This window comes from Arthrobacter arnarulunnguaqae (assembly GCF_051262515.1).
GTDB lineage: Bacteria > Actinomycetota > Actinomycetes > Actinomycetales > Micrococcaceae > Arthrobacter_N.
On record NZ_JBIMER010000013.1, the window covers coordinates 55,731 to 80,747 of the forward strand.

General features: G+C 69.5%; 20 protein-coding genes. 17 read left to right on the plus strand and 3 right to left on the minus strand.

From position 1 onward, the window contains the following. Positions 1-12: 12 nt before the first annotated feature. Genes ACHAAJ_RS11955 through ACHAAJ_RS11970 form a run of 4 tightly spaced genes read left to right on the plus strand, consistent with a single transcriptional unit; the run spans position 13 to position 4,880 of the window. Positions 13-1,311, plus strand: coding sequence for an ABC transporter substrate-binding protein (locus ACHAAJ_RS11955; protein ID WP_435728379.1), 1,299 nt, complete (start codon positions 13-15; stop codon positions 1,309-1,311). 23 nt (positions 1,312-1,334) lie between these two features. Further along, complete coding sequence (locus ACHAAJ_RS11960) at positions 1,335-2,258, plus strand: carbohydrate ABC transporter permease (RefSeq protein WP_435728380.1); 924 nt, start codon at positions 1,335-1,337, stop codon at positions 2,256-2,258. Beyond that, entirely contained in the window at positions 2,255-3,157 is a 903-nt protein-coding gene (locus tag ACHAAJ_RS11965; protein ID WP_435728381.1) for a carbohydrate ABC transporter permease, read from the plus strand. The genes ACHAAJ_RS11960 and ACHAAJ_RS11965 overlap by 4 nt, the downstream gene beginning before the upstream one ends. Before the next feature lie 40 nt (positions 3,158-3,197). Next, on the plus strand, positions 3,198-4,880 hold the full coding sequence (locus ACHAAJ_RS11970; protein WP_435728383.1) for a glycoside hydrolase family 13 protein: 1,683 nt from the start codon (positions 3,198-3,200) through the stop codon (positions 4,878-4,880). 114 nt (positions 4,881-4,994) lie between these two features. Here the strand turns inward: ACHAAJ_RS11970 and ACHAAJ_RS11975 are convergent, their stop codons facing one another. Continuing rightward, positions 4,995-5,594, minus strand: coding sequence for an acyl-CoA thioesterase (locus ACHAAJ_RS11975; RefSeq protein WP_435728385.1), 600 nt, complete (start codon positions 5,592-5,594; stop codon positions 4,995-4,997). A gap of 233 nt (positions 5,595-5,827) precedes the next feature. Between ACHAAJ_RS11975 and ACHAAJ_RS11980 the strand changes: the two genes are divergently transcribed. Continuing rightward, entirely contained in the window at positions 5,828-7,099 is a 1,272-nt protein-coding gene (locus ACHAAJ_RS11980; RefSeq protein WP_435728387.1) for an MFS transporter, read from the plus strand. 84 nt (positions 7,100-7,183) lie between these two features. Here ACHAAJ_RS11980 and ACHAAJ_RS11985 read toward each other — a convergent pair whose 3' ends face one another. After that, positions 7,184-9,037 (minus strand): glycoside hydrolase family 15 protein, encoded by a 1,854-nt coding sequence (locus ACHAAJ_RS11985; protein ID WP_435728389.1) that lies wholly within the window; start codon positions 9,035-9,037, stop codon positions 7,184-7,186. Positions 9,038-9,212: 175 nt separating this feature from the next. Between ACHAAJ_RS11985 and ACHAAJ_RS11990 the strand changes: the two genes are divergently transcribed. From ACHAAJ_RS11990 to ACHAAJ_RS12015, 6 genes are all read left to right on the plus strand, one after another. Then, positions 9,213-9,998, plus strand: a complete 786-nt coding sequence (locus tag ACHAAJ_RS11990; protein WP_435728391.1) for a DeoR/GlpR family DNA-binding transcription regulator — start codon at positions 9,213-9,215, stop codon at positions 9,996-9,998. Next, a complete protein-coding gene (locus tag ACHAAJ_RS11995; protein ID WP_435728392.1) occupies positions 9,995-10,960 on the plus strand; it encodes a 1-phosphofructokinase family hexose kinase in 966 nt (321 codons plus the stop codon). Before ACHAAJ_RS11990 ends, ACHAAJ_RS11995 begins: the two co-directional genes overlap by 4 nt. Positions 10,961-10,968: 8 nt before the next feature. Continuing rightward, complete coding sequence (locus ACHAAJ_RS12000) at positions 10,969-12,978, plus strand: PTS fructose transporter subunit IIABC (protein WP_435728394.1); 2,010 nt, start codon at positions 10,969-10,971, stop codon at positions 12,976-12,978. Beyond that, positions 12,975-14,663, plus strand: a complete 1,689-nt coding sequence (locus ACHAAJ_RS12005; protein ID WP_435728396.1) for a putative PEP-binding protein — start codon at positions 12,975-12,977, stop codon at positions 14,661-14,663. The genes ACHAAJ_RS12000 and ACHAAJ_RS12005 overlap by 4 nt, the downstream gene beginning before the upstream one ends. Before the next feature lie 59 nt (positions 14,664-14,722). Continuing rightward, positions 14,723-15,007 carry an HPr family phosphocarrier protein gene (locus ACHAAJ_RS12010; RefSeq protein ID WP_435728397.1) on the plus strand — a complete coding sequence of 95 codons (285 nt, stop codon included), beginning with the start codon at positions 14,723-14,725 and terminating at the stop codon, positions 15,005-15,007. A gap of 73 nt (positions 15,008-15,080) precedes the next feature. Then, positions 15,081-15,647: a rhodanese-like domain-containing protein gene (locus ACHAAJ_RS12015; RefSeq protein WP_435728399.1), complete on the plus strand. Its 567-nt coding sequence runs from the start codon at positions 15,081-15,083 to the stop codon at positions 15,645-15,647. 77 nt (positions 15,648-15,724) lie between these two features. Here the strand turns inward: ACHAAJ_RS12015 and ACHAAJ_RS12020 are convergent, their stop codons facing one another. Next, positions 15,725-19,342, minus strand: coding sequence for a proline dehydrogenase family protein (locus ACHAAJ_RS12020; RefSeq protein WP_435728401.1), 3,618 nt, complete (start codon positions 19,340-19,342; stop codon positions 15,725-15,727). Between the two features lie 174 nt (positions 19,343-19,516). On the opposite strand from ACHAAJ_RS12020, the gene ACHAAJ_RS12025 reads away from it, so the two are divergent. The 6 genes from ACHAAJ_RS12025 to ACHAAJ_RS12050 all read left to right on the plus strand — a co-directional run bounded on the left by ACHAAJ_RS12025 (position 19,517) and on the right by ACHAAJ_RS12050 (position 24,783). Further along, positions 19,517-20,509, plus strand: a complete 993-nt coding sequence (locus ACHAAJ_RS12025; RefSeq protein WP_435728402.1) for a LysR family transcriptional regulator — start codon at positions 19,517-19,519, stop codon at positions 20,507-20,509. Between the two features lie 128 nt (positions 20,510-20,637). Beyond that, positions 20,638-22,161, plus strand: a complete 1,524-nt coding sequence (putP, locus tag ACHAAJ_RS12030; protein WP_435728404.1) for a sodium/proline symporter PutP — start codon at positions 20,638-20,640, stop codon at positions 22,159-22,161. A gap of 196 nt (positions 22,162-22,357) precedes the next feature. Continuing rightward, positions 22,358-22,585, plus strand: a complete 228-nt coding sequence (locus ACHAAJ_RS12035) for a hypothetical protein (RefSeq protein WP_435728406.1) — start codon at positions 22,358-22,360, stop codon at positions 22,583-22,585. A gap of 59 nt (positions 22,586-22,644) precedes the next feature. Next, positions 22,645-22,776, plus strand: coding sequence for a hypothetical protein (locus ACHAAJ_RS12040; protein ID WP_435728408.1), 132 nt, complete (start codon positions 22,645-22,647; stop codon positions 22,774-22,776). A gap of 200 nt (positions 22,777-22,976) precedes the next feature. Next, positions 22,977-23,237, plus strand: a complete 261-nt coding sequence (locus tag ACHAAJ_RS12045; protein ID WP_435728410.1) for a GlsB/YeaQ/YmgE family stress response membrane protein — start codon at positions 22,977-22,979, stop codon at positions 23,235-23,237. A gap of 112 nt (positions 23,238-23,349) precedes the next feature. Next, positions 23,350-24,783 (plus strand): DUF1731 domain-containing protein, encoded by a 1,434-nt coding sequence (locus tag ACHAAJ_RS12050; RefSeq protein WP_435728412.1) that lies wholly within the window; start codon positions 23,350-23,352, stop codon positions 24,781-24,783. Positions 24,784-25,017 lie beyond the last annotated feature (234 nt).

The window sequence follows — 25,017 nt, forward strand, 5'->3', positions numbered from 1 at the left end:
GGAGACGAAGTAATGCTCAGACCGCTTTCACCCTGCCCCCTCCGGGCCACCGGATCGACCTCGAGGCGCGCCTTCCTGGCCGGCCTCGGCGGGGCTGCCGCCCTCGGCATGGCGGGCTGCGGGGGCGCCGCCTCGGCCACCTCCGAGGTGCGCTTCTTCCAGTCCAAGCCGGAGGTGATTCCCTACTTCGCGGACCTGCTCGGCGACTTCGCCGCCGAACACCCCGGCATCCGGCCCGTGCACGAGATCGGCGGCAGCCTCGGCGGCCTGGCGGGCACCTTCGTCCGCAACGACCCGCCGGACCTAGGCTGCCTGAACTACAACTACGAGATGGCGAACTTCCGGGCCCGAGGCGAACTCTCCAACCTCGCGGACCTCCCGCAGTCGCGGGCGATCTCGCCGCTGGTGCAGGACCTCGTCGATCTGTACCCGGGCTTCGAGGGGCAGACCTCGGTGATGCCGTACTCGATGATGGCCGCGTCCGTGATCTACAACCGCGACCTCTTCGAGAAGCACGACGTCGCCGTGCCCACCACACACAGCGAGTTCATCGCCGCCTGCAAGACCTTCGAGGCCGCCGACGTCACGCCGATCTACAGCACCTTCGGCGACGCGTGGACGGTCATGCAGGGCCTGGTCGACTATTCGATCGGCGGCATGGTGGACGTGATCGACTTCTACTCGAAGATGCGCGAGCAGGGGGCCGACGTCACGCCGGACTCTCCCGTCTCCTTCAGCCGCGTGTTCCGCGAACCGCTCGAGAAGATGCTGGAGATCGCCGCCTACTCCAACGCGGACGCCGCCGGGCGCAAGTACGGCGACGGCAACGTGGCCTTCGCGAACGGCGGGGCCGCCATGTACCTGCAGGGCCCCTGGGCGCTCCTCGAACTCGAGAAGCTCAATCCGGACATCCGCGTCGGCACGTTCCCGCTGCCGATGACGGAGGACGCCGCCGACAACAAGGTCCGCGTCAACCTGGACCTCTCGCTTTGGATCCCGGAGAAGTCCAACCGCAAGGAGGAGGCCCGCACCCTGTTGCGGTTCCTCACGCAACCGGCGGTGCAGGACGCCTACAACGCCCACGCCCTCGGCTTCGGCGTCCGGAAGGACGCTCCCCCCGTAGAGGACGAGCGCCTGCTGGAGATGCAGCCGTATGTTGACCGCGGCGCCTTCTACCAGGGCGCGTCGCAGGGCGTGCCCCGAACCATTCCGTTTGAGAGCTACTCGCAGGCGATCGTCTACGGCGCCGACCTGGAGAACACGCTCCGCACCCTCGACGCCGACTGGGCCCGCCTGGCCCGGCGCTCCTAACCCGCGACCGGCAAGGAATTCCCATGGCCCTGACAACCTCCCCCGCACCCGCCCGGACGGCGCATACCGACTTGCGGCCCCACCGCAAGCGCCGCATCGACCGCACGCACTACCTCTTCCTCCTGCCCGCCATCGCCGCGTTCACGCTCTTCATCACGCTGCCGGCGGTGATGGGCATCTTCTTCAGCTTCACCAACTCCGTCGGCTACGGCGAATGGGACTTCGTTGGGGTGTCCAACTACGCCCTGATGCTGACCGATCCGGCCATCCTGGCCTCCTACGGCTTCACCCTCGGCTTCGCGGCCGTGACCGTCGTCGTCACCAACGTCATCGCCTTCCTGCTCGCCGTGGGACTGACTTCGCAGATCCGCGCCCGCGTGCTGCTGCGCACGGTGTTCGTGATCCCCATGGTGGTCTCCGCGATCATCATCGCGTACGTCTTCAACTTCCTGTTCTCCAAGTCGCTGCCGGCCGCCGCGCAGGCAATCGGGTTCGGACCGCTGGAGGACAGCATCCTCGCCAATCCGAACCTTGCGTGGCTCTCGATCGTGCTGGTCACGGCGTGGCAGGCGATCCCCGGCACCATGCTCATCTACATCGCCGGGCTCGTCGCGATCCCCCGCGAACTCTACGAGGCCTCGTCCCTGGACGGCGCCAGCGCGTGGCAGCAGATCAAGACGATCACCCTGCCGCTGATGGCCGGCTACATCGTCATCAACGTGATCCTGACGTTCAAGAACTTCCTGAACGCCTACGACGTCATCATTGGCCTGACCGGCGGCGGACCCGGCACGTCGACGCGCTCGGTCGCCATGACGATCTTCTCCGGCTTCGACACGGGCGACTACGCCTACCAGATGGCCAACGCGACCATCTTCTTCCTGATTGCACTCGCGATCGCCATGATCCAGCTGCGTCTGATGCGCGGAAAGGGGCAGTCCCGATGACCACCCAGGGCATGAATCCCATCGGCACCACCCGCAGGGCCCCCGCCGAAGGCCCGGACCGGTCCGCGTCCCCGTTGACGAGGGACCGCGTCAACTGGCGCCTGACCATGGTCCTCGGGCTGTGCACGCTCGCGGTGCTTGTCCCGCTGTTTGTCACCGTCTCCATGGCGTTCAAGACCGGCGCCCAGGCGGTTCAGGGACGCGCCTTCGACCTGCCGAATCCGATCAGCATCGAGGGCTTTGTCGAGGCCTGGAAGCTGACCGACTTCCCCGTCAGCTTCACCATCTCGCTGTTCGTCTCGGCCGTCGCCGTCGTCGGGGCCATCCTCGTCGGCAGTGCCGCGGCCTACGCGATCCACGTGAACTGGGACCGCAAGTTCTTCCGCTTCTCCTTCTTCTACCTGCTGGCGGCCATGTTCCTGCCGTTCCCGGTGCTGGCGCTCTCGCAGATCAAGCTCACCGGCATCCTCGGTCTGGACAACCCGCTCGGCGTCGGCCTCCTGCACGTGATGTTCGGCCTCGGCTTCAACGTCCTGCTGCTGACCACCTTCCTGCGGAACATGCCCGACGAGTTGGACGAGGCCGCGCGGATCGACGGCGCCAGCACGTGGCAGACCTTCTGGCGCATCATCTTCCCGCTGCTCGCCCCGATGAGCGCGACGGTCGGCATCTTCGCCTTTTTGGCCTCCTGGAACGACTTCATGATGCCGTCGCTGATCATCTCCGACCCCACCGTGCAGACCCTGCCGGTGATCCAGCAGATCTTCCAGACGCAGTTCAGCGAGAACTACCACGTGTCCTTCGCGTCCTACCTCATGGCGATGGCGCCCTCGATCGTCGTCTTCATCTTCACGCAGCGCTGGGTCCTCTCAGGGGTCACCCAGGGAGCCGTGAAGTAGCAGAACCCCAGACCACCCTCTCCGAAAGGAACAACACCCCATGACCACCACCTCCCCCGAATCCCCGGTCCGCCGCATGGACGATCCCACTTGGTGGCGCCAGGCCGCCGTCTACCAGATCTACCCGCGTAGCTTCGCCGACGCCAACGGCGACGGCATCGGGGACCTCAAGGGCGTCATCTCCCGCGTGCCGTACCTTGCGCGGCTCTCGATCGACGCCGTCTGGCTGAGCCCGTTCTACCCGTCGGCGCTGGCCGACGGCGGGTACGACGTCGCCGACTACCGCGACGTCGACCCGAAGATCGGGACCCTCGAGGAATTCGACGAGATGGTCGCCGTCCTGCATGCCGAGGGCATCAAGGTGGTCATCGACGTCGTCCCGAACCACTCCTCCAACGACCACGTCTGGTTCCAGGCGGCGCTGGAGGCGGGCCGCGGGAGCGCCGAGCGCGACCGCTACATCTTCCGCGAGGGCACCGGGCCGGACGGCAACGAGCCGCCCACCGACTGGCAGAGCATCTTCGGCGGACCGGCCTGGACGCGGGTCGCGGACGGCCAGTGGTACCTGCACCTCTTCGCGTCAGAGCAGCCGGACTTCAACTGGTCCAACCGGGAGGTCCGCGACGACTTCCTGGAGACCCTGCGCTTCTGGTCGGACCGCGGCGTGGACGGCTACCGCATCGACGTCGCGCACGCGCTAACCAAGGACATGTCCGAACCGCTTCCCTCCAGGATGGAGATGGACGCGATTCCCCGCGACGGCGGCGCCCACCCGATCTGGGACCGCGACGAGGTGCACGAGATCTACGCCGAATGGCGCCAGGTCTTCAACTCCTACCACCCGCCGCGCACGGCCGTCGCCGAGGCCTGGGTGGACCGCCACCGGCGTCCGCGCTACGCGAGCGCCGAGGGCCTCGGCCAGGCGTTCGAGTTCGATCTGCTGACGCAGGAGTTCGACGCCGCGGCGTTCCGCGAGGTCGTCAGCGACAGCGCCGAGCTGGCCGGGGAGTCCGGGTCGTCGTCGACCTGGGTCCTGTCCAACCACGACGTCGTCCGCCACGCGACGCGCTACGGGCTGCCGCCGTTGGAGCAGGCCGTGGGCAGCACGGAGCAGGACCAGAAGCAGGGCCAGTCGTGGATTCTCGATGGCGCCCCGGAGGACCAGCTGGACCGCGAACTCGGCGAGCGCCGCGCGCGCGCCGCGAGCCTGTTCGAGCTGGCGCTGCCGGGTTCGGCGTACCTTTACCAGGGCGAGGAACTGGGCCTGCACGAGGTCGGTGACATCGCCGACGGCGCGCGACAGGACCCGACGTTCTTCCGGAACCCGGGCGTGGACAAGGGCCGCGACGGTTGCCGCGTGCCGCTTCCGTGGGAGCGCGACGGCGACTCGTTCGGATTCGGCGCCAGCGGTGCGCACCTGCCGCAACCCGGCTGGTTCGGCGAGTATTCGGTCGAGGCCCAGGACGGGGTCCCCGGATCCACGCTGGAGCTCTACCGCGCGGCCCTGCGCCTGCGCCGCGAACTCCAAACCGAGGAGACGCTCGAGTGGGTCGAGACCGGATCGGAGTCGGTGCTGGCCTTCCGCCGGCCGAACGGCTGGGTCACGGTCACCAACTTCGGCGACGAGCCGGCGCCGCTCCCGGAGGGCGAGGTGCTCCTGGGCAGCGCCCCGGTCGCGGACGGCGCGCTGCCGGGGGCCGCAACCGCCTGGCTCAAGCAGTAGCAAGAGCAACAAATACGACGCCGGTCGCGCACCGAAGGCGAGCCATTCGCCCGGTGTGCGGCCGGCGTCGTACGTCCATCCCCCACCACGCGAAGTGGACATTACCCGGGTTAGTTACATACCGGTAATGTCCACTTCGCGTTGCAAGGAGGGCGATGAGCCGGACCTCGACCAGGCGTGCGGAGCCGACTTGCGGGAACCGGGAAGCGCCGTGTCCCGGCGCCATCGTTCCGCCCACGCGGGAAGCTCCAGATCGGTCGGGACCTCGGCGCCCATCGCTTCCAGGATCTCGGCGTTGGGTACGGGCCCGTTCTTTGAGAGCAGCCGCGTGGCCATGAGGGCGCTGACGTACACCTCGCCGTCGGCAACGATGCGCTGTTCGAAGTAGATGCAACGGTCGTCGAGACCGGCGATCCGCGTTTCCTGGGTGAACCGCTGGTGCAGCACCACCGACTTGCGGAAAGTCACCGTCTCCGCCTGGACCACCGGCGACCAGCCGCGTCGCCGCATGACGTCCCAGGCTCCGGCGCGGACCATCAGATCGGTCCGTCCCAGGTCGAACAGGGAGAAGTACATGCCGTTATTGACGTGTCCGGCCATATCGATGTCCGTGAGCAGCGCCCGCATGGGCAACGATCCGGCGTCGAACAATGAGAGCCGGCCGCGGCGGCGGGCGGTGAACAGCAATACCAGAAACCTGAAGATCATGTGCATGGAACCGATACTACTCGCCAGTAACCTAGCCCCGCCCCGCGAAGTGGACATGACCGCGGCAAATAACCCTAGGTAATGTCCACTTCCGGAGGTGGAGGGCGGGAGCGTGGTGGCGGGCGGGCGAGGGTACTGATTGACTGAATCCAATCACTGGGGCACACTTGATGCGGCGCATGCGGTCGGATCCCGCCGTCGCGCCCAAGAACCGCACCATTTCCCAAAAGGGGACCACCATGGCACCGCGCGCCCTCCGGCCATTGACCTACCGCGACTACCGCACCCTCATCACTGCCCTTGTCCTGAGCGTGCTCGGACACGGCATTTGGGCCGTCGCCATGGTGTTCCAGGTGACGCGGCTCGGCGGCGGACCCGCGCAGCTCTCCATCGTCGCGTCGGCCACCAGCGTGGGACTCGTGACGCTGGTCCTGGCCGGGGGCATCGCGGCCGACCGCTTCTCGTGCCGCCGGATCATCCTGACGGTGAAGAGCACCAGCCTGACGGTCATGACCATCCTGTCCGTCCTGGCGCTGACCGGAAACGTCGCCATGTGGCACCTCGCCGTCGCCGGGTTCATGGTCGGCGCGGGCGCCGCGTTCTTCTTCCCCGCCTACTCGGCGCTGTTGCCGCGGATCCTCCCGTCGTCGGACCTCCTGGCCGCGAACGGCATGGAGGGAACGCTGCGGCCCGTGCTGCAACAGGCCGCGGGACCCGCGGCCGCCGGCATGGTCGTCGCCTCGTTCTCGCCGGCGCATGCGATCGCGGGCATCGCCGTCTGCCAGCTCGCGGCCCTGCTCGTCATGACCCGGCTGAGCAACGACAGCCGCTACGACGCGCACCTGGAGCCGGGCATCGTGCGCCCGTCCGTGGTGGCGGACCTCCGCGAGGGCGTCTCCTACACGGTGCGCACGCCGTGGCTGTTGTGGACCCTGCTGTTCGCCGTCATCTCCGTCCTCAGCTGGGTGGGGCCCCTCGAAGTCCTTCTTCCGTTCGTGGTCACCGGCCAGCTACAAGGCGACGCCCGGACGTTCGGCTTCCTGCTGGCCGCGCTGGGCATCGGGGCCGCCGTCGGGTCCATGCTCACCGCGTCGCTACCGCTGCCGCGCCGCTACCTCACCTGGATGATCATGCTGTGGGGCTTCGGCACGCTGCCGCTGGTCGGGATCGGATTCTCGACCCAGTTCTGGCAGCTCGCGGCCATCCTGTTCATCGTCGGCGCCAGCGGCGGCACCGGGCAGGTCATCTGGGGAACGCTGCTGCAGCGGCGCGTTCCCACCCGCATGCTCGGCCGGGTCTCCAGCCTGGACTTCTTCGTGTCGCTGGCACTGATGCCGGTGTCCATGGCCCTGGCCGGACCCATCGGCGAAGTGGTGCCGCTGTGGATCGTGTTCCTCGTGGGAGGCGTCGTCTCTCCGGTGATCGCCGTCGCCGCCTGGCTCGCCGCGCGCATGGCGAAGGACGAGATCGCGCACCCGCTGGACAGCGAACCCGCAGCCCAAGCCGCATAGCACTACACCCGTCTACAACCCCGCGAAGTGGACATGACCACGGGGCCTAACCCTAGGTAGTGTCCACTTCGGGGGGTGGGGATGTCAGACGGCCGGCTGCCCGTGCCCGTTGACGGCGTCCGCGGCCCGGATCAGCGCCAGGTGGGAGAACGCCTGCGGGAAGTTCCCGGCCATGCGGAGGTTCTCCGTGTCGTACTCTTCGGCCATGAGCCCCAGCCCGTTGGCGTAGCCGACCAGCCGGTCCATCAGGGTCCGCGCATCGTCGATCCTGCCGGAGCGGGCGTACTGCTCCACCAGCCAGAAGGAGCACGCCAGGAACGGATGCTCCCCCGGCGGGAGCCCGTCCAGTCCGGTCTGGGTCCGGTAGCGGTGGATGAGGCCGGTCGGATCGACCAGGTCGCGCTCCAGCCGCTCCACGGTACCGAGCATCTCCGGCGAGTCGTAGGCGACGAACCCGACCTGCGGCAGCACCAGCAGGGAGGCATCCACCTCGGTGTTGGCGTAGGTCTGGGTAAAGGTGTTCTCCGCGGCGTCGAAACCCCGGGACATGATCTCCCCGCGCAGGTCGTCGCGGTGCTTCTCCCAGAGATCCGCGTCGCCGTCGAGCCCGTGTTCGCGCACGGCACGCGCGCCGCGGTCGAACGCAGCCCACATCATGACGCGGGAGTGCGTGAAGACCTGCGGATCCCCGCGCATCTCCCAGATCCCGTGGTCCTCGCGGTCGCGGTGCCGCTCCACGTAGCTCAGCAGCGCCTTCTGAAGCGGCCAGGAGAAATGGTCCTCGGTGCCGCCCATGTTGCGCAGCTTCTCGAGCGCGACCAGCACTTCGCCGACCACGTCGCCCTGGTACTGGTCGACGGCGCCGTTGCCCACGCGCACGGGCCGCGAGTCCGCGTAGCCGGGCAGGTGGTCAAGGTTCCGCTCGGGCAGGCGCCGCTCGCCGCCGAGTCCGTACATGATCTGCAGGTCGGTCGAGTCCCCGGCCACGGCGCGCAGCAGCCAGTTGCGCCACTGGAGCGCCTCCTTCCCGTAGCCGTGCGTCATCATGGCCTCCAGCGTCAGGGCCGCGTCGCGCAGCCAGCAGAAGCGGTAGTCCCAGTTCCGCTCGCCGCCGAACGCCTCCGGCAACGACGTCGTCGGGGCGGCGACGATTCCCCCCGTCGCCTCGTGCGTCAGCGCGCGCAGCACCAGCAGCGAGCGCCGGACGATCGCGTCGTACGCCCCCTGCTTCGGGATGTCCCGCGCCCAATCGCGCCAGTACGTCGTCGTGTGCTGCAGGCTCTGTCCGACGTCGATGCGCTTCGGCGCGGTGCGGTGGGAAGGAAACCAGCACAGTTCGAAGTCGACGACCTCGCCGGCGGAGACCACGAACTCGCCGGAGTGCTTGTGGCCGGCGGCGCTAGGCAGCCGGTCCCCGTGCAGGACGATCGCGTTCGGTCCGGCGATGGCGACGATGGATTGGGTGGCGGTGATGCCGTCCCCGTCCCGGCGCACCCAGGGCACGACCTCGCCGTAATCGAAGCGGATGGTCAACTCCTGGTGCATCGTGACGCTCCCTGCGAGTCCTTCGATGCGGCGCGCGATCGAGGCGCGGCGATCTCCCACGGGCATGAAGTCGGTGACGAGCACCTCACCGCCCGGGGTTCTCCAGAGCGTGCGCAGGACGAACGTCGAGTCGACGTAGGAGCGGTCGACGACGATCGGAACGCCCGCGCCTTCCGCCCCGACGTCCGTGCCCTGCCTCGACGCGCACTCGTCGGGCGCGCCGACCGGCGCGATCCGCCAGCGGCCGTGGTTCGAGTCGCCCAGCAGCGACGCGAAAACGGAGGGCGAGTCGAAGCGGGGGAAGCAGAGCCAGTCCACGCTCCCCGTGCTCGACACCAGGGCGCCGGTTCGCAGGTCGGACAGGAGCGCGTAGTCCTCGATGGGGGAAGCCATCCCTCCACCCAATCCGACAAGCCGAACCGACGCAAGACGGCACCACGCCGACGATGCCCGTTTATTTGGTTTTATGTGGATTTATGTTGACATGTGACCGAGTCCGCCACTACAGTCGTTCCAACGCAGGTACGCATGTGACGCCTATCACCCAGACCCCACGGAGGCCCCGCAGATGTTCGCCGAGGAACGCCACCGCCTGATCGGCGGACTGGTCGCCACCCAGGGGCAGGTGACCGTCGCCGAGCTGTCCGGCCAGTTCGACATCACCCGGGAGACCGTGCGCCGCGACCTCGCCCACCTGGAGAAGTCGGGCGCGCTGCGGAGGGTCCACGGCGGGGCCGTGTCCACCGCCAAGGCCAGCACCGCCGAGGAAAGCCTGTCCGTCCGCACCGACCGGAACCTCGACGACAAGCGCCGCATCGCCGTGCGGGCGCTGGAGCTCATCCCCGCCGGAAACGCGTCCGTCGTGCTCGACGCCGGCACCACCACCGAACTCCTCGCGGCCCAGATGGTGGAGACGCTCGCACCGCACCGGGCCGCCGAGCTGCTCGTGGTCACCCACGCCGTTCCGATCGCCTACCGCATCTCCGCGGCCTCCGACTTCGCGCTCGAGATCCTCGGGGGCAGGGTCCGCGGCCTCACCAGCGCGGCGCTGGGCAGCCGCACCATCGACCAACTCGGCGATCTGCGTCCGGACATCGCGTTCATCGGGGCCAACGGCGTCCACGCGGACTTCGGCCTGAGCACGCCCGACCCGATGGAGGCCGCCGTGAAGACGGCGATCGTGCGCTCGGCCCGACGGGTGGTCGTGCTCGCCGACGCCAGCAAGCTCGACGTCGAGACGCTGGTCCGCTTCGCCGCGTTCGATGACGTCGACACCCTCGTCACCACCGGAACGCCGAGCCGCGCCCTGGCCTCCGCCCTGGAACAAGCAGACATCGAGGTGGTATCCGCATGATCGTTACCCTGACCGCCAACCCCAGCATCGACCGCACGGTCGAACTGGCCGGCGAACTGACCCGGGGCGGCGTCCAACGCGCGGCCTCCGCCACCGCGCAGGCGGCCGGCAAGGGCGTCAACGTCTCCCGCGGCCTCGCCGCCGCAGGGGTTCCCACCCTGGCCGTGCTTCCCGGCGACGCCACGGACCCCGTAGTCCAGGGCCTGCTGGAGGCCGGGCTGGCCCACCGGGCGCTGCCCATCGGCCAGGCCCTACGCTGCAACATCACGCTCGCCGAACCGGACGGGACCACAACGAAGGTGAACGAGCCGGGACCCGTGCTGTCAGCCGGCCACCTGCGCCTGCTGGCGGACTCGGTCATCGCGGAGGCCGTCGGCGCGGCCTGGGTGGTCCTCGCCGGCTCGCTGCCCCCGGGCGTCCCCGCCGACTTCTACGCATCGCTGACGCTCCAGCTCCGCCGGGAGCTCGGCGCCGGCGCGCCGCTCGTCGCCGTCGACACCTCGGGCGACCCGCTGCGGGCGCTCTTCGCGGCAGGGCCGGACAGCGCGCCGGACCTCGTCAAGCCCAACGCCGAGGAGCTCGCCGAACTGACCGGCACGGGCTCCGAGGAGGACCTCGAATCCGATCCGGCCCGCGCCGCGGAGGCCGCCCGCGACCTCCTGAACCGCGGAACGGGAGCCGTACTCGCCACGCTGGGCTCCAAGGGAGCCGTACTCGTCACGGCGGACGGGGCGTGGCACGCCACGCATCCGCCCGTTGCCGCGCGCAGCACGGTCGGCGCCGGGGATTCGTCCCTCGCCGGCTACCTGCTCGCCCACAGCCGCGGGGCCTCGGCCCCCGACTGCCTCCGCCAGGCGGTGGCCCACGGCTCCGCCGCGGTGTCGCTGCCCGGCACCACCATTCCGTCCCCCCGCCAGACGACGCCGGATGCCGTCGCCGTCGCCGCCCTCCAAACCCTCTAGGAAAAGCCATGTCCCGACTTATCACCGAAGAACTGGTCCTGCTGGACGCGAACCTCGGTTCGACCAGCACCGATGTGATCCACCGCCTCACGGAACTGGTCGTGGGAGCCGGGCGCGCCAGCGGCTTCGAGGGCCTCTACGCCGACGCCGTGGCCCGCGAGCAGAAGACCGCCACCGGCGTCCCCGGCGGCATCGCGATCCCGCACTGCCGTTCCACCGCCGTGCTGGAACCCACGTTCGCGATGGCCCGGCTGGATCCGAAGGTGAACTTCGGCGCGAAGGACGGCGACGCGGACATCGTCTTCTTCATCGCGGCGCCGGAGGGGGCCGACAAGGAACACCTGAAGCTGCTCTCCAAGCTGGCCCGCTCGCTGGTCAAGAAGGACTTCACCGCGGCCCTGCGCGCCGCCACGACGCCGGCGGAGATCGTCGCCCTGGTCGAGAACGCCGTCAGCCCGGCCCCCGCCGCCGCCACGCCGGTCCCCGATGCAATCACCACGGACACCGGCACGACGCCGGAGCGTCCAGTCCTCGTCGCCGTCACCGCGTGCCCCACCGGCATCGCCCACACCTACATGGCGGCCGACTCGCTGGTCGCCGCGGCGGCCGACGCCGGCGTCGACCTGCACGTGGAGACGCAGGGATCCTCCGGCGCGACGCCGCTGGACCCGGCCATCATCGCCGCTGCCGGCGCCGTCATCTTCGCGGTCGACGTCGACGTCCGCGGCAAGGAGCGCTTCGTCGGCAAGCCCGTGGTCCAGTCCCCGGTCAAGCGCGGAATCGACGAGCCCGCCGAGATGGTCGCCGAGGCCCTGGCCGCGGCCAAGGACCCGAACGCCCGCCGCGTCACCGGCTACGGCGCGGGCGGCGACTCCGAGTTCGCAGGCGACGGCGGCAAGGAAGGGTTCGGCGCCGTGCTCAAGCGCGCGCTGCTCACCGGCGTGAGCTACATGATCCCGTTCGTCGCCGGTGGCGGCCTGCTGATCGCCCTGGGCTTCCTCCTGGGCGGCTACGACATCACCGACGTCGCCGACACCGTGGTCCTCGAGAACAACTTCGGAAACCTGCCCGAAGGCGGACTGGCCGCCTACCTCGGCGCGGTCGCCTTCAAGATCGGCGCCCTGTCCATGGGCTTCCTGGTCCCGGTCCTCGCCGGCTACATCGCCTTCGCCATCGCGGACCGCCCCGGGCTGGCCCCCGGGTTCACCGCCGGCGCGGTCGCCGGATTCATGGGAGCCGGCTTCCTCGGCGGCATCGTCGGCGGGCTGCTTGCCGGCGTCGTGGCCCATTGGATGGGCTCCTGGAAGGTTCCGCGCGCGCTACGCGGCCTGATGCCAGTGGTGATCATCCCACTGCTCGGCTCCATCCTGGCCTCCGGTGCCATGTTCCTGTTCCTCGGCGGACCCATCGCCTCGCTGACCACCGGGCTGAACAACTGGCTCACGGGCATGACCGGAACCGCCGCCATCCTGCTCGGCGTCATCCTGGGCCTGATGATGGCGTTCGACCTCGGCGGACCCGTGAACAAGGTCGCCTACTCCTTCGCCGTCGCCGGACTCGGCACGGGCTCCATCGCCAACCAGGCCCCGTGGGAGATCATGGCCGCGGTCATGGCCGCCGGCATGGTGCCGCCGTTGGCGATGGCCTTGGCCACCGCCCTGGACCACCGCCGCTTCTCCCTGGCCGAGCGCGAGAACGGCAAGGCGGCCTGGCTGCTCGGAGCCGCGTTCATCTCCGAGGGCGCCATCCCGTTCGCCGCGGCCGACCCGCTGCGCGTCATTCCGGCCAGCATGCTCGGCGCCAGCGTCACCGGCGCCATGGTGATGGCCACCGGCGTCACCTCGCAGGCACCGCACGGAGGCATCTTCGTCTTCTTCGCCATCGGCAACATCGCGATGTTCCTGATCTCCGTCGCCGTCGGCGTCATCGTCTCGGCGCTCGCCGTCATCGCCCTGAAGCGCTACGCCCGCAAGTCCCCCGCCGTCGAGGCGGCTGGCGAAAAGAAGGTGGCGGCATGAGCGAGACGTTCGAAGGCGTCGGCGTCAGCGCCGGGCGCGTCATCGGCCCGGTCCGCCGGATGCCGGACCCCATCACGGCTCCGGCCGACGGCGCCCCGCTCCCCGAGGGCGTCACCGCCGAGGCGGAAACCGAGCGGCTGACCGAGGCCACGCGCGCCGTCGCCGCGGCCCTGAAGGAGCGCGCGGCCGCCGCCACCGGGGACGCCGCGGCCGTGCTGAAGGCCACCGCCCTGATGGCCTCCGACCGGACGCTGCTGAAGTCGGCGACCAGGCTGGTCGCCTCGGGCACCACCGCCGAGTCCGCCATCTGGGAGGCCGCGGACGCCGTCGCCACCCAGCTGGGCGCCCTCGGCGGCTACATGGCCGAACGCGCCACGGACGTCCTGGACGTCCGCGCCCGGATCGTCGCGCAACTGCGCGGCGTCCCGGCGCCGGGCATTCCCGATGCCGACGAACCGTTCGTGCTCTGCGCCATCGACCTGGCTCCCGCGGACACCGCCACCCTCGACCCGGCGCGCGTGCTGGCGCTGGTCACGAGCGACGGCGGACCGCAGTCGCACACCGCGATCATCGCCCGTTCGCTGGGGCTCCCGGCGATCGTCGCCGCCCGCGAGACCGTGGCGCTGGCCGACGGCGACTCCGTGTTCGTCGACGGGATCGGCGGCACCGTGGTGCGCGGCCCCGGACCGGAGGAGGCTGCCCTCGCCGAGGCCTACGCGTCCCGGGTCGAGTTGCCCGCTTTCAACGGAACCGGCGGGCTTTCCGACGGGCACCGCGTCCCGCTGCTCTCCAACGTCGGCAGCGGGGCCGACGCCGTCGTGGCCGCCGCGGCGGGAGCCGAGGGCGTGGGCCTGCTGCGGACCGAGTTCTGCTTCCTGGGCCGGGACACCGAGCCCGCCCACGACGAACAGGTTACGGCCTACCGCGCCGTGTTCGACGCCTTCGGGGGATCCAAGGTGGTGGTCCGGACGCTGGACGCCGGCGCCGACAAGCCGCTGCCGTTCCTCACCGACGACTCGGAGCCGAACCCCGCCCTCGGGGTCCGCGGCTACCGGACCGACGCGGCCGTCCCGGGCGTCCTGGCCCGCCAGCTGTCCGCGATCGCCGAGGCCGCCGAGGGCTCGGACGCCGACGTGTGGACGATGGCGCCGATGATCTCCACCCCGGCCGAAGCAGCCGCGTTCGCGGCGATGTGCGCCGAGGCGGGGCTGAAGACGCCGGGCGTGATGGTGGAGGTCCCCTCCGCCGCCGTCATGGCGCGGCAGCTGACCGCGGAGGTTGAGTTCGCATCCATCGGCACGAACGACCTCACGCAGTACACGATGGCCGCGGACCGCCAGCTCGGCGCCCTCGCCGAGCTGAACGACCCGTGGCAGCCCGCCGTCCTGCACCTGATCAAGGCGACCTGCGACGGCGGCGCCTCCGCGGCGGGCGGCGCCAAGCCGGTGGGCGTGTGCGGCGAGGCCGCGGCTGACCCGGCCCTCGCCGTCGTTCTCGTGGGACTCGGGGTGTCGACGCTGTCGATGAACCAGCGCGCCCTGTCCGCCGTCGCCGCCATCCTCAAGACCGTGGACCTTGCCGGGGCGCAGCGGATCGCTAGGCTGGCGTTGGCCGCCGCTTCGGCGGACGAGGCGCGGATCGCCGTCCGCACCGAATTGCCCGAGCTCGACGTCTTCGGACTCTGAGCGGCGCGAAACCACCCATCCGTCCACCGAACCGAACACCCGACCCAAGGAGAAACACCATGGCAGAACGCACCGCCACCATCGCCAGCCGCGTCGGCCTGCACGCGCGGCCCGCCGCCATCTTCGCGGAGGCCGCCGCCGAGCAGCCCGTCGAGGTCACCATCGCCCTGGAGGGCGAGCCGGTGGACGACGCGCTGGACGCGTCCAGCATCCTCTCGCTGATGGGGCTGGGCGCCGAGCACGGCACCAAGGTCGTGCTCCGGACCGAGGACGACGGCGCCGACGCGGAGGCCGCCCTCGACGCGCTCGTCACGATCCTCGAGACGGACCACGACGCCGAGTAGCAGGAGCCGCGGAGATCTCGCGGCATGACGCCGCCCTTTGCGGAGGGCGGCGTCTTGCGTGGATGATCGGAGGATGACCACTTCGACCATCGCCCCCGCCGTCCTCGCCGAATGGCGCTCCCTCCACCCCGACGTGCGGGTGCTCGATGTGCGCTCGGCGGCCGAACACGAGTCCCTGCGCATCGCGTCGTCGATCAACATCCCTCTGCCGATCATCGGCGCCCATGCGAAGGAACTCGCCGCGTCGTTGCAGGGGAACCGCGTGGTCCTCGCCTGCCAGACCGGCGCCCGCGCCGAGCAGGCGGGCAAGGCCCTGGCTGCGGTCGGCCTCGAGGCCACCGTGCTCGACGGCGGCGTTCCAGGCTTCGCGGAACACGGCGGCGAGGTCGTGCGCGGCAAACAGGTCTGGGCCATGGACCGCCAGGTACGGCTGACCGCCGGTTCGCTCGTGTTGGCCGGCCTGCTCGGCGGCAAGTTCGTTTCCCCCAACCTGCGCCTGCTGGCCGGCGGGGTGGCCGGCGCCCTCGCGGCCACGGCGCTCGCGAACATCTGCCCCATGGCCGACGTCCTGGGACGCATGCCCTGGAACCGCTCCGCGACCGAGCCGACGCTCGACTCCGTCCGCGCCGAGCTGTCATAGAAGAAGCGCCCGGCGATGGTATCGCCGGGCGCTTCTTCGTTGTCGGAACCGGGTTGTTGCCGGCCCTGGGTCGTTGACTAGATCAACGTGTCGCTGAGGTGGTTCGGCGTGCCGAACCGGTGCGCGGTGATGGACACGGCCTGCTCGTGCAGGAACGTCAGCAGTTCCACGCGCCCCGCGGAGACGACGTCGTTCGCGTACAGCGCGACGTCCGGCTTGCCGCCGGTCGCCTCGGCGGTCGCCGCGACCGGCGCGCCGATCAGGCGGATCCGCGCGGCGGAGTCCGGTCCGGTGCGCTCGGCGAGGCGCGCGGCCCGCGCCGCCCACTCGGCCGTGTCCTCCACGGCCACCACGACGCCGGCCGTCCGCAACGCCCCGGCAACGGATTCGGGCAGTTCGACGCCGGTGCTCACGGTGATCCGCGCCCCGGCACGGCCCGGGCCGGCGGCGGGGGCGTCGTCCCAGGCGCGCAGCCCCGCCGCGGCCACCCGAACCAGCTCGGCGACGCCGCGGCCGGACGTTCCGGCCTCGTAGCGCACGGTGACCGGCACGGGGCGGTAGCGGAAGATGTTGCGCTCGGCCTGCAGGCCGGACACGTCCTTGGCCACGCCGAATTCGGACCTCCACGCGGCGGCGTCGGAGGCCAGCGCCCCGGCGAGCCAATCGGCGTCGTTCGTGTCCAGGCCGGCGGACCCGCCGACGGTCGCCGAACGGACGGCGTCGAGCAGTCGTGCGGGCGCTCCCGAGGGAACGGTCGCCGGTGCGGGCGACGCCTCCGCGGGTGTGTCTTTCCACGAGCCGAGGCCCACGAGGTAGTTGGGCCCGCCGGCCTTGGTGCCGGCGCCGACGGCCGACTTCTTCCAACCGCCGAACGGCTGCCGGCGCACGATCGCGCCGGTGATGCCGCGGTTGACGTAGAGGTTGCCCGCCTGGATGTTCTCCAGCCAGTAGTCGAGCTCGTCGGGGTCCAGCGAGTGCAGCCCGCTGGTCAGGCCGTAGTCGACCTCGTTCACCATCTCCACGGCCTCCTCGAGGGTCGCCGCCGTCATGACGCCAAGGATCGGGCCGAAGTACTCCGTCAGGTGGTACTCGGATCCGCGGCGGACGCCGTAGCGCAGGCCGGGGCTCCAGAGCTTGCCGGTCCCGTCGAGCCGGCGCGGCTGGAGCTCCCACTTCTCGCCCTCGCCGAGTTCGGTGAGCCCGCGGAGCAGCTTCCCGCCGGCCGGTTCGATAATCGGGCCCATCTGCGTCTGCGGATCCACCGGGTAGCCGACCTTCAGGGACCGCACGGCGTCGACGAGCTGGTGGTGGAAGCGGCGCGACGTGGCGACGGATCCGACCAGCACCACCAGCGAGGCGGCGGAGCACTTCTGGCCGGCGTGCCCGAACGCGGACTGCGCGACGTCCCGCGCGGCGAGGTCCAGGTCCGCGGACGGGGTGACGATGAGGGCGTTCTTTCCGGAGGTCTCCGCGAGCAGCGGCAGGTCCTGGCGGAAGGAGCGGAACAGCTGCGCGGTCTCGTAGCCGCCGGTCAGGATCAGCCGGTCGACGGCGGGGTGGGACACCAGCGCCGTGCCGAGGTCGCGCTCGGAGAGCTGCACGTACTGCAGGATCTCGCGGCCGATGCCCGCCTCGTCCAGTGCCTCCCAGATGGCCTCGACCATGACGGCGCCGCTGCGGCGCGCCTGGGCCGCGGGCTTGATGACGACGCCGGAGCCGGCCGCCAGCGCGGACAGCGCGGACCCGGCGGGGATCGCCACGGGGAAATTCCACGGCGGGGTGACCACGGTCAGCTTCGAGGGAACGAAGCGGGCGCCGTCGACCTGGTCCAGCTTCTTGGCCAGCTCGGCGTAGTAGTGCGCGAAGTCGATGGCCTCGGAGACCTCGGGGTCGCCCTGGTCCAAGGTCTTGCCGCACTCGGACGCCGTGACCTCCAGCAGCTCGGCCCGGTGGGCCTCCAGGCGGACCCCGGCGCGGTGCAGCACCTCGGCGCGCCGGGCGCCGGAGAGCGCTCCCCACGCGGCGGCCGCACCCGTGGCGGCGGCGACGACTCCCTCCAGCTCGTCCGTGGTGGTCAGGGTGTGCGCCGCGACGGTGGCGTTTCCGAGCTCCGAGCCCGGCACGCGCTCCAGGATCCGGCGGCCCCACGCGCGGTTCGCCGGCAGGTCCGGGTCGGTGTCCGGGGTGTTGTCGAACGTCGCGACCGGGTTGCCGTAGCCCGCGGGCACCCCGGCGTCCTCCTGCTCGGCCGCGCGGGCGAGGACCGCCGCGGTGGCGGCATCTGCGTCGTACGTGTTGCGGTCCTGGATGCGGTGCGGGGCGGGGACCTCGTCGCCCAACTCGGCCAACGAGGCGAGGAAACGGTTCTTCTCGCGCTCGAAGAGCGCCTCGTTGCCCTCGAGCTCGAACACCGCGGACATGAAGTTCTCCTGGCTGGCCCCCTCCTCGAGGCGGCGGATCAGGTAGGCGATGGCGACGTCGAACTCGGCGGGGTGGACCACCGGCGTGTAGAGCAGCAGCGAACCGACGTCGCGCTTGACGGCCTCCGCCTGGCCCGTGGCCATGCCCAGCAGCATCTCGAACTCGACGTCGGCGGACACTCCGCGCCCCTCGGCGAGGAGGTGCGCCAGCGCGACGTCGAAGAGGTTGTGGCCGGCGACGCCGAGGCGGACGTTGCGGATCCGTTCGGGGTGAAGCGAGTAGTCCAGCACGGCCTTGTAGGAGGTGTCCGATTCCTGCTTGCTGTTCCACGTGGCGAGCGGCCAGCCGTGGACGTCGGCGTCCATGGTCTCCATGGGCAGGTTGGCGCCCTTGACCAGACGGACCTTGACCGGCGCGCCGCCTTCGGCCGTGCGCTTCGCCGCCCATTCCTGCAGTCGGATCATGGCGGACAGCGCGTCCGGGAGGTAGGCCTGCAGCACGATTCCGCCTTCGAGGCCGCGGAACTCCTCGCGGTCCAACAGCTCCATGAACACCGCGAGCGTCAGGTCCAGGTCCTTGTACTCCTCCATGTCCAGGTTGATGAACTTCCGGGGCGAGGACCCGCGGGCCAGCCGGTAGAGCGGGGCGAGGTTCTCGATGATGTGGCCGACGGCCTCGTCGAAGGCCCAGTGGTTGTGCGGGGCGACCGTGGAGGAGACCTTGATGGACACGTAGTCGATGTCGTCGCGCTCCAGCAGTCGGCGCGTTCCCTCCAGGCGCCGGGCGGCCTCGCCCTCGCCGAGGATGGCCTCGCCGAGCAGGTTCACGTTCAGGTTCACCCCGTCCTTCCGGACGGCGGCGATGGACTTCCCAAGCTTGGTGTCGGTCGCGTCGACGATCAGGTGCCCGACCATCTCGCGCAGCACGCGGCGGGCGATCGGCACGACGACGCCCGGGAGAACCGGTGCCATGGCGCCGCCCAGAGCCACGGCGGACTTCATGTACCAGGGCAGGAACGAGGGGACCTTCGGCGCGATCGCCTTCAGGTTGCGGGCGGCGACCGAGAGGTCCTCCGGACGGACGACGCCGTCCACGAACCCGACCGTGAAGTCCAGCCCGTTGGGGTCCTTCAGGACGCCGGCGAGCTGTTCGCCCGAGGCATCGACCGGGACCTTCGCACCCTCGGTTAGCCAATGGCGGACCAGCGCAACGGCGTCGTCGGCGACGTCCTGCGGTCGGATGGATGCGGTGGCCGGGGTGGTGGGGGTCGTCACTGGCTGGGTGCTCCTTCGGGATGGGGGCGCTGGCCCCGCCCGCCGATGGTGGCGCGCGCTAGGGCCCTTTGGACACAAGTATCCGGCCGACGTAGGTTAAGCAAAAGCGATCTTTTCCGAACGGTATTGTTCGGTGAAACCGAATGATTGCCCGACCCCCCCGGGAGCCCCCGCATGCTCGACGTCAGACGCCTGCGACTCCTGCGCGAGCTCAGCATCCGCGGCACGGTCGCCGAGGTCGCCGCCGCATTGAACTACAGCCCCTCCTCGGTGTCCCAACAGCTCTCCCTGTTGGAGAAGGAGTCCGGGGTGGAGCTGCTCCGCAAGAGCGGGCGCCGGCTGCAGTTGACTCCCCAGGCCCAGGTCCTCGTGGCCCACACCTCGGAACTCCTGGAATCGCTCGAGCGCGCCGAATCCGCGCTCGCCGCGACGGCGCAGACCGTCGGCGGGACCGTGCGTCTGGCCGTGTTCCAGACGGCCGCCTTGGCGCTGGTACCCAACGCCTTGCGCGCGCTGCGGGAATCGCACGGCGCGGTGCGGGTGGAGATGGTCCAACACGAACCGGAGACCGCGCTGCACGAGACCTGGGCACGCGATTTCGACCTCGTGGTGGCCGAGCAGTACCCGGGGCATTCGGCGCCCCACTACACGGAACTCGATCGCGAGCCACTCATCCACGACGAGATCCGGTTGGCGCTGCCCGGCCCGCCGCAGGGTGGCCGGCAAGACGACGGCGACTCGACCGCCCGGTCGCACGCTGGCCCGGGGATTCCGGCCGAGTTCCAGCGGGTAGGGTCCCTCGCCCAGGCGGCGCGCCTGCCTTGGGTCATGGAGCCGCACGGCGCCGCTTCCCGCCACTGGGCCGAGCAGGCCTGCCGGTCGACGGGATTCGAGCCGGATGTCCGCTACGAGACGGCTGACCTCCAGGCACATGTCCGGCTCGTGGAGTCCGGCAACGCCGTCGCCTTATTGCCGGACCTGGTCTGGTCCGAGCGCGAGGCGGCCGTGCGACTCGTCGACCTTCCCGGCCTGCCGCAGCGTACGGTGTTCACGGCGATGCGCAGGTCCAGCGCCGCGCATCCCGCGATCGCCGCGGTCCGGCGGGCCTTGCTCAAGGAAGCGGTCGGACTGGCCTCCTCCTCGGCTAAAATGATCACGGAAAGATAACGTCACGGTGACTGCCGTCACACGCTTCGACCGGAGAGTGCAACACTGGAGGCAGCCGGGCGCCCCGACGCCACCGACGCCACCGACGCCGCAGGTTCACACCGTGAGTCCCTCAACCCAAGGAAAAAATGACTGACCAGACTTTCCAGCTATTCGCCATCGGCGTTTACCTGGCCGCCATGCTGGCCATCGGCTATTTCGCCTTCAAGCGCACCAGCGACCTCGATGACTACATGCTTGCGGGACGCAAACTCAAGCCCGGCGTCGCCGCCCTGTCCGCCGGCGCTTCGGACATGTCGGGATGGCTTCTGATGGGGCTCCCCGGCGCCATCTACGTCAGCGGACTCATCGAGGCCTGGATCGCGATTGGCCTGACCATCGGCGCATGGCTCAACTGGAAGTTCGTTGCCCCGCGGCTGCGTTCCTACACGGAGGTCTCGCAGAACGCGATCACCATTCCGAGCTTCTTCGAGAAGCGTCTGAAAGACAAGTCGCACGTCCTGCGAATCACCGCCTCCGTGGTGGTCCTCATCTTCTTCACCTTCTACGTGTCCTCCGGCATGGTCGCCGCAGGCAAGTTCTTCGAGGGTTCCTTCGGCTGGAGCTACCTCGCGGGCATGCTGACCGTCACCATCGTGACACTGGTCTACACGCTGTTCGGCGGCTTCCTCGGAGCGACCTTGACCGACGTCGCCCAGGGACTGCTGATGTTCGCGGCCCTGATCGCCGTGCCCATCGTCGCGGTGTTCCAGACCGGCGGGATCGGCGCCACAGTGGAACGCATCCAGCAGATCAACCCCGAGGCACTGAACCTCTTCGCGGGCTTCGGCGAGGGCAACTCCCTGCTGTGGGCGCTGGGCATCTTCTCCACCGCCGCATGGGGCCTGGGCTACTTCGGGCAGCCCCACATCATCGTCCGGTTCATGGCCCTGCGCACCCCGCAGGACGCGAAGGCCGGGCGTCGCATCGGCATCGGCTGGATGGTTCTGACCTCCATCGGCGCCGTCACCACCGCGTTGATCGGCATCGCGTACTTCGCCTCCGATCCCGCCCTGTCACTGGATGATCCGGAAACGGTGTTCCTATTGCTGTCGCAGATCCTGTTCCACCCGTTCGTGGCCGGTCTGGTCCTGGCGGCCGTGCTGGCGGCCATCATGTCCACTATCTCCTCGCAGTTGATCGTCTGCTCCTCCGCCCTGGTCGAGGACCTCTACAACATCGTCGGCCGCGAGTCGACGCCCAAGAAGCAGGTGATGCTCGGGCGCCTCGGCGTACTGGTCATCGCCGTGGTCGCATCGCTCATGGCGTTGAACAAGGACACCACCATCCTCGAGTTGGTCGCGTTCGCGTGGGCCGGATTCGGCGCCGCTTTCGGCCCGTTGATCCTGTTGAGCCTGTACTGGCGCAAGCTGACGTCGATGGGCGCGCTGGCCGGCATGGTCACAGGCACGGTGACGGTGTTCGTCTGGGGCAACATCCCCGCGCTGGCCGGCTCCATGTACGAGATCGTTCCGGGCTTCATCCTGAGCACCATCGCCGCCGTCGCGGTCTCCAAGGCGACGTACCGCAGAAACGAAACGATCGAAGCGGAGTTCTCCCTGATGGAGGGCCACGTCGGCGGCGAGGAACTGGCCACCGCTCCACGCGGCTAGTCTTCACCCAAGGCGCGACGGCGTCCCGGCCCACCGGCCGGGGCGCCGTTTCCGCGCGGTGCCATGAGCGCGGTGGCGCACAACACACTGGCGCAAGACGGAAATCACCCATGTCTAACCGCACGGAAACCGTGCGGTAACAACGTGGCGCGAGAGTTGGGGCATCAGCATCCGCACCATCCGCGAGGAACACACCATGAGCGTTTCGGTCAGCCACATCCAGGATCTTCGGACGCTTGGCCCCGGGGACACCGTCGAGGCGCGCCGCTTCAACGATGTCCACTACCGCGGCCGCGTGGAGGCCACCGCTCCCGCCCACGGCGTCGTCTGGGTACGCGACGACGCCACCGGATGCCGGGTCATGCTCCACGGCGACGTCTACCGCGTCTTTGTGCTCCACCTGGCATTCGGCATGACCGCATAGCGGCGTAGCCTCGCCGCCGCTCCGGCGTGATCAGCTGGCCCCATGCCGCCAGGCAACTGATGGACCACATGCCCCCGCATCCGCTGGCCAATTACACGGATGAGGTGACCGCGGATCGCGAGCTTCAGGACGCCGGGGGCGAGCCCGGGCGGGACACGGATGACGGCGAATTCCCGGAGCCGCAGGCATAACCCACGTCTGCCGCCCGACGGCTCGGCATCGGTTCGGGAAAGTCCCGGTGAACACACCAAAATATGTGGTTGATTTGCGACGTTACGGATACCCTGAGCCCACCTTTTGGTAACGTTTCGAGAGTCACACCGGTGGCCACCGTCGCCGGCGCACCAACAAACCGTTCCGGACGGGACGGCCATATAGGGAGGAAAATCGCATGAATTTCCTGGCATTTCTGCTTCTCGGCCTCATCGCGGGCGCCATCGCCAAACTGATCCTGCCCGGCAAGCAAGGCGGCGGCTGGATCGCAACACTGATTCTCGGCGTGATTGGCGCCTTGATTGGCGGTTGGATCGGTAGCCTCTTCGGCAGCGGGACCGCAGGCTTCTTCGATCTCATCTCGTGGTTCTGGGCCATCATTGGCGCACTTCTGGTCCTCATCATTTGGGGCTTCATCACCAAGAGGCGCGCCGCCTAACAAGCGTGCGACCGGACGGTGAACCTACCGTCCACCCGCTGCCGCTGGCGACCGTTCCCCCCGGGACGGTCGCCAGCGGTTTTTTACTACGTCCACGACTAGGGTGGAGGGCATGTCCTGGTCCCGCACCCAAGCACACTTCCTCGCCCTCTCGCCGCAGACACTGTGGACTGTGGTGGGTGACCCCACCATGTTGCCGCGCTGGAACCGCGCCGTCCGGTCGCTCACCCCGCGCGCATCCCTCGCGGTGGGGACGGGCCTGGATTACGTTCCGAATCCGCGCGCGCTGGGCGCCATCCATGCCCGCACCGCACCTCCCGCCGTCGTGACCCATCTCGACCCTGAACGGTTGATCGCCTGGCGGCAGGACCAGCCCGGAGGCGGACTCGCGATTCGCTGGGAGCTGGAGCCGGTTGACGGCGGGACTCGACTCGCCCAGACGGTATCGATCAACGGGCACGGTTCGGCCGTGTTCGCGGAAACCACCGCCAAACCCCTGGCTTCCGGATTCGCCGCGAACTGCGCACATCTTTATCGGCTGGCCGGCGGAACCCGCACACGCGACCTCAAGATCGTCATCGCGGGCGGCTCCGGCTTCCTTGGAAGCCGCTTGGCAGCTGATCTGCTCTGCCGCGGACACGACGTTGTTCTGCTCAGCCGCCATCCGGATCCCAAATCGCCGTTCCGGCAAGCGTGGTGGGACGGCCGGGATGTAGGTGCGTGGACCAAGGAACTCGGGCGGGCAAAGGGACTGGGACACCACGATAGCGAGGACTCGCATGACGGGCCGGTCGCCGTCGTCAATCTCGCCGGAAAACTGGTCGACGCGCCTCCTACCGCGGCCAACATCGCTGCGTTGCGCAGCTCGCGTGTCAACGCCACCCGTGTCTTGACCCAAGCCAGTGCGGCGCTCGAGCGTCCGGTGACCCGTTGGGTGCAGGGCAGCACAACCGCAATCTTCGGAGACGCCGGTGAAGGCAGGATGCATGAAGGCTCCCCGTTGCCTGTCGGACCTGCCGCGCTGGAGCAGATGACAGGCGTCGCCCGACCCTGGGAGGCTGCCGCCGAGAGGGCGCATGCAGACCACACGACGGTCCTGCGCACGTCGATCGTGTTGGAACAGGAGTGTCCCGCCTACGACCGGCTGGCCATGCTTGCGCGCGCCGGCCTCGGCGGCACCGTGGGCGACGGACAACAGTGGTTCAGCTGGATCCACCTGGAGGATTGGTTGGCCGTTGTCCGCGCCGCGCTTGGCCTGGAACCCGGCGTCGAACTGCCCGAGGGAGTGGTGATTGCCGCGGCGCCGGAACCTGTTCGGAATGCCGAACTCATGGAACTGCTGCGCGCGCGCCTCGCACCCGGCCCGTTGAAGCGACTTGCGCTGCCCACCCCCGCTCCCCTGCTGAAGGTCGGCGCCCTCGCATTGCGGACGGACGCCGCACTGGGACTTACGGGACGGCACGCGACATCGAAGGTTTTGGAATCCGCCGGATTCCGCTTCCGTCACCCCAGTTTGGGGCCGGCACTGGACGAGATCATTGCCTGAAACGCACACTTGACATACGCCATGTTGAGGCCGGTATCGACGCCCTCGAGACGGTGAATCCGTCCGAAGCATCATGCGGTTTTGCGTGGTTTGAGGTGTTGGAGGAGTCGTGTTCTGCGGCGTTGGCCGCGGTATTCGATGAGTTCCCCTGCGGGCTGCCGGGGGGCCGGGGTGCCCGGGAGGGCCGGTGCTGTGGAGGTGTAGGTGTGGCCGGTGGGCGTGGTGGTTTGGACG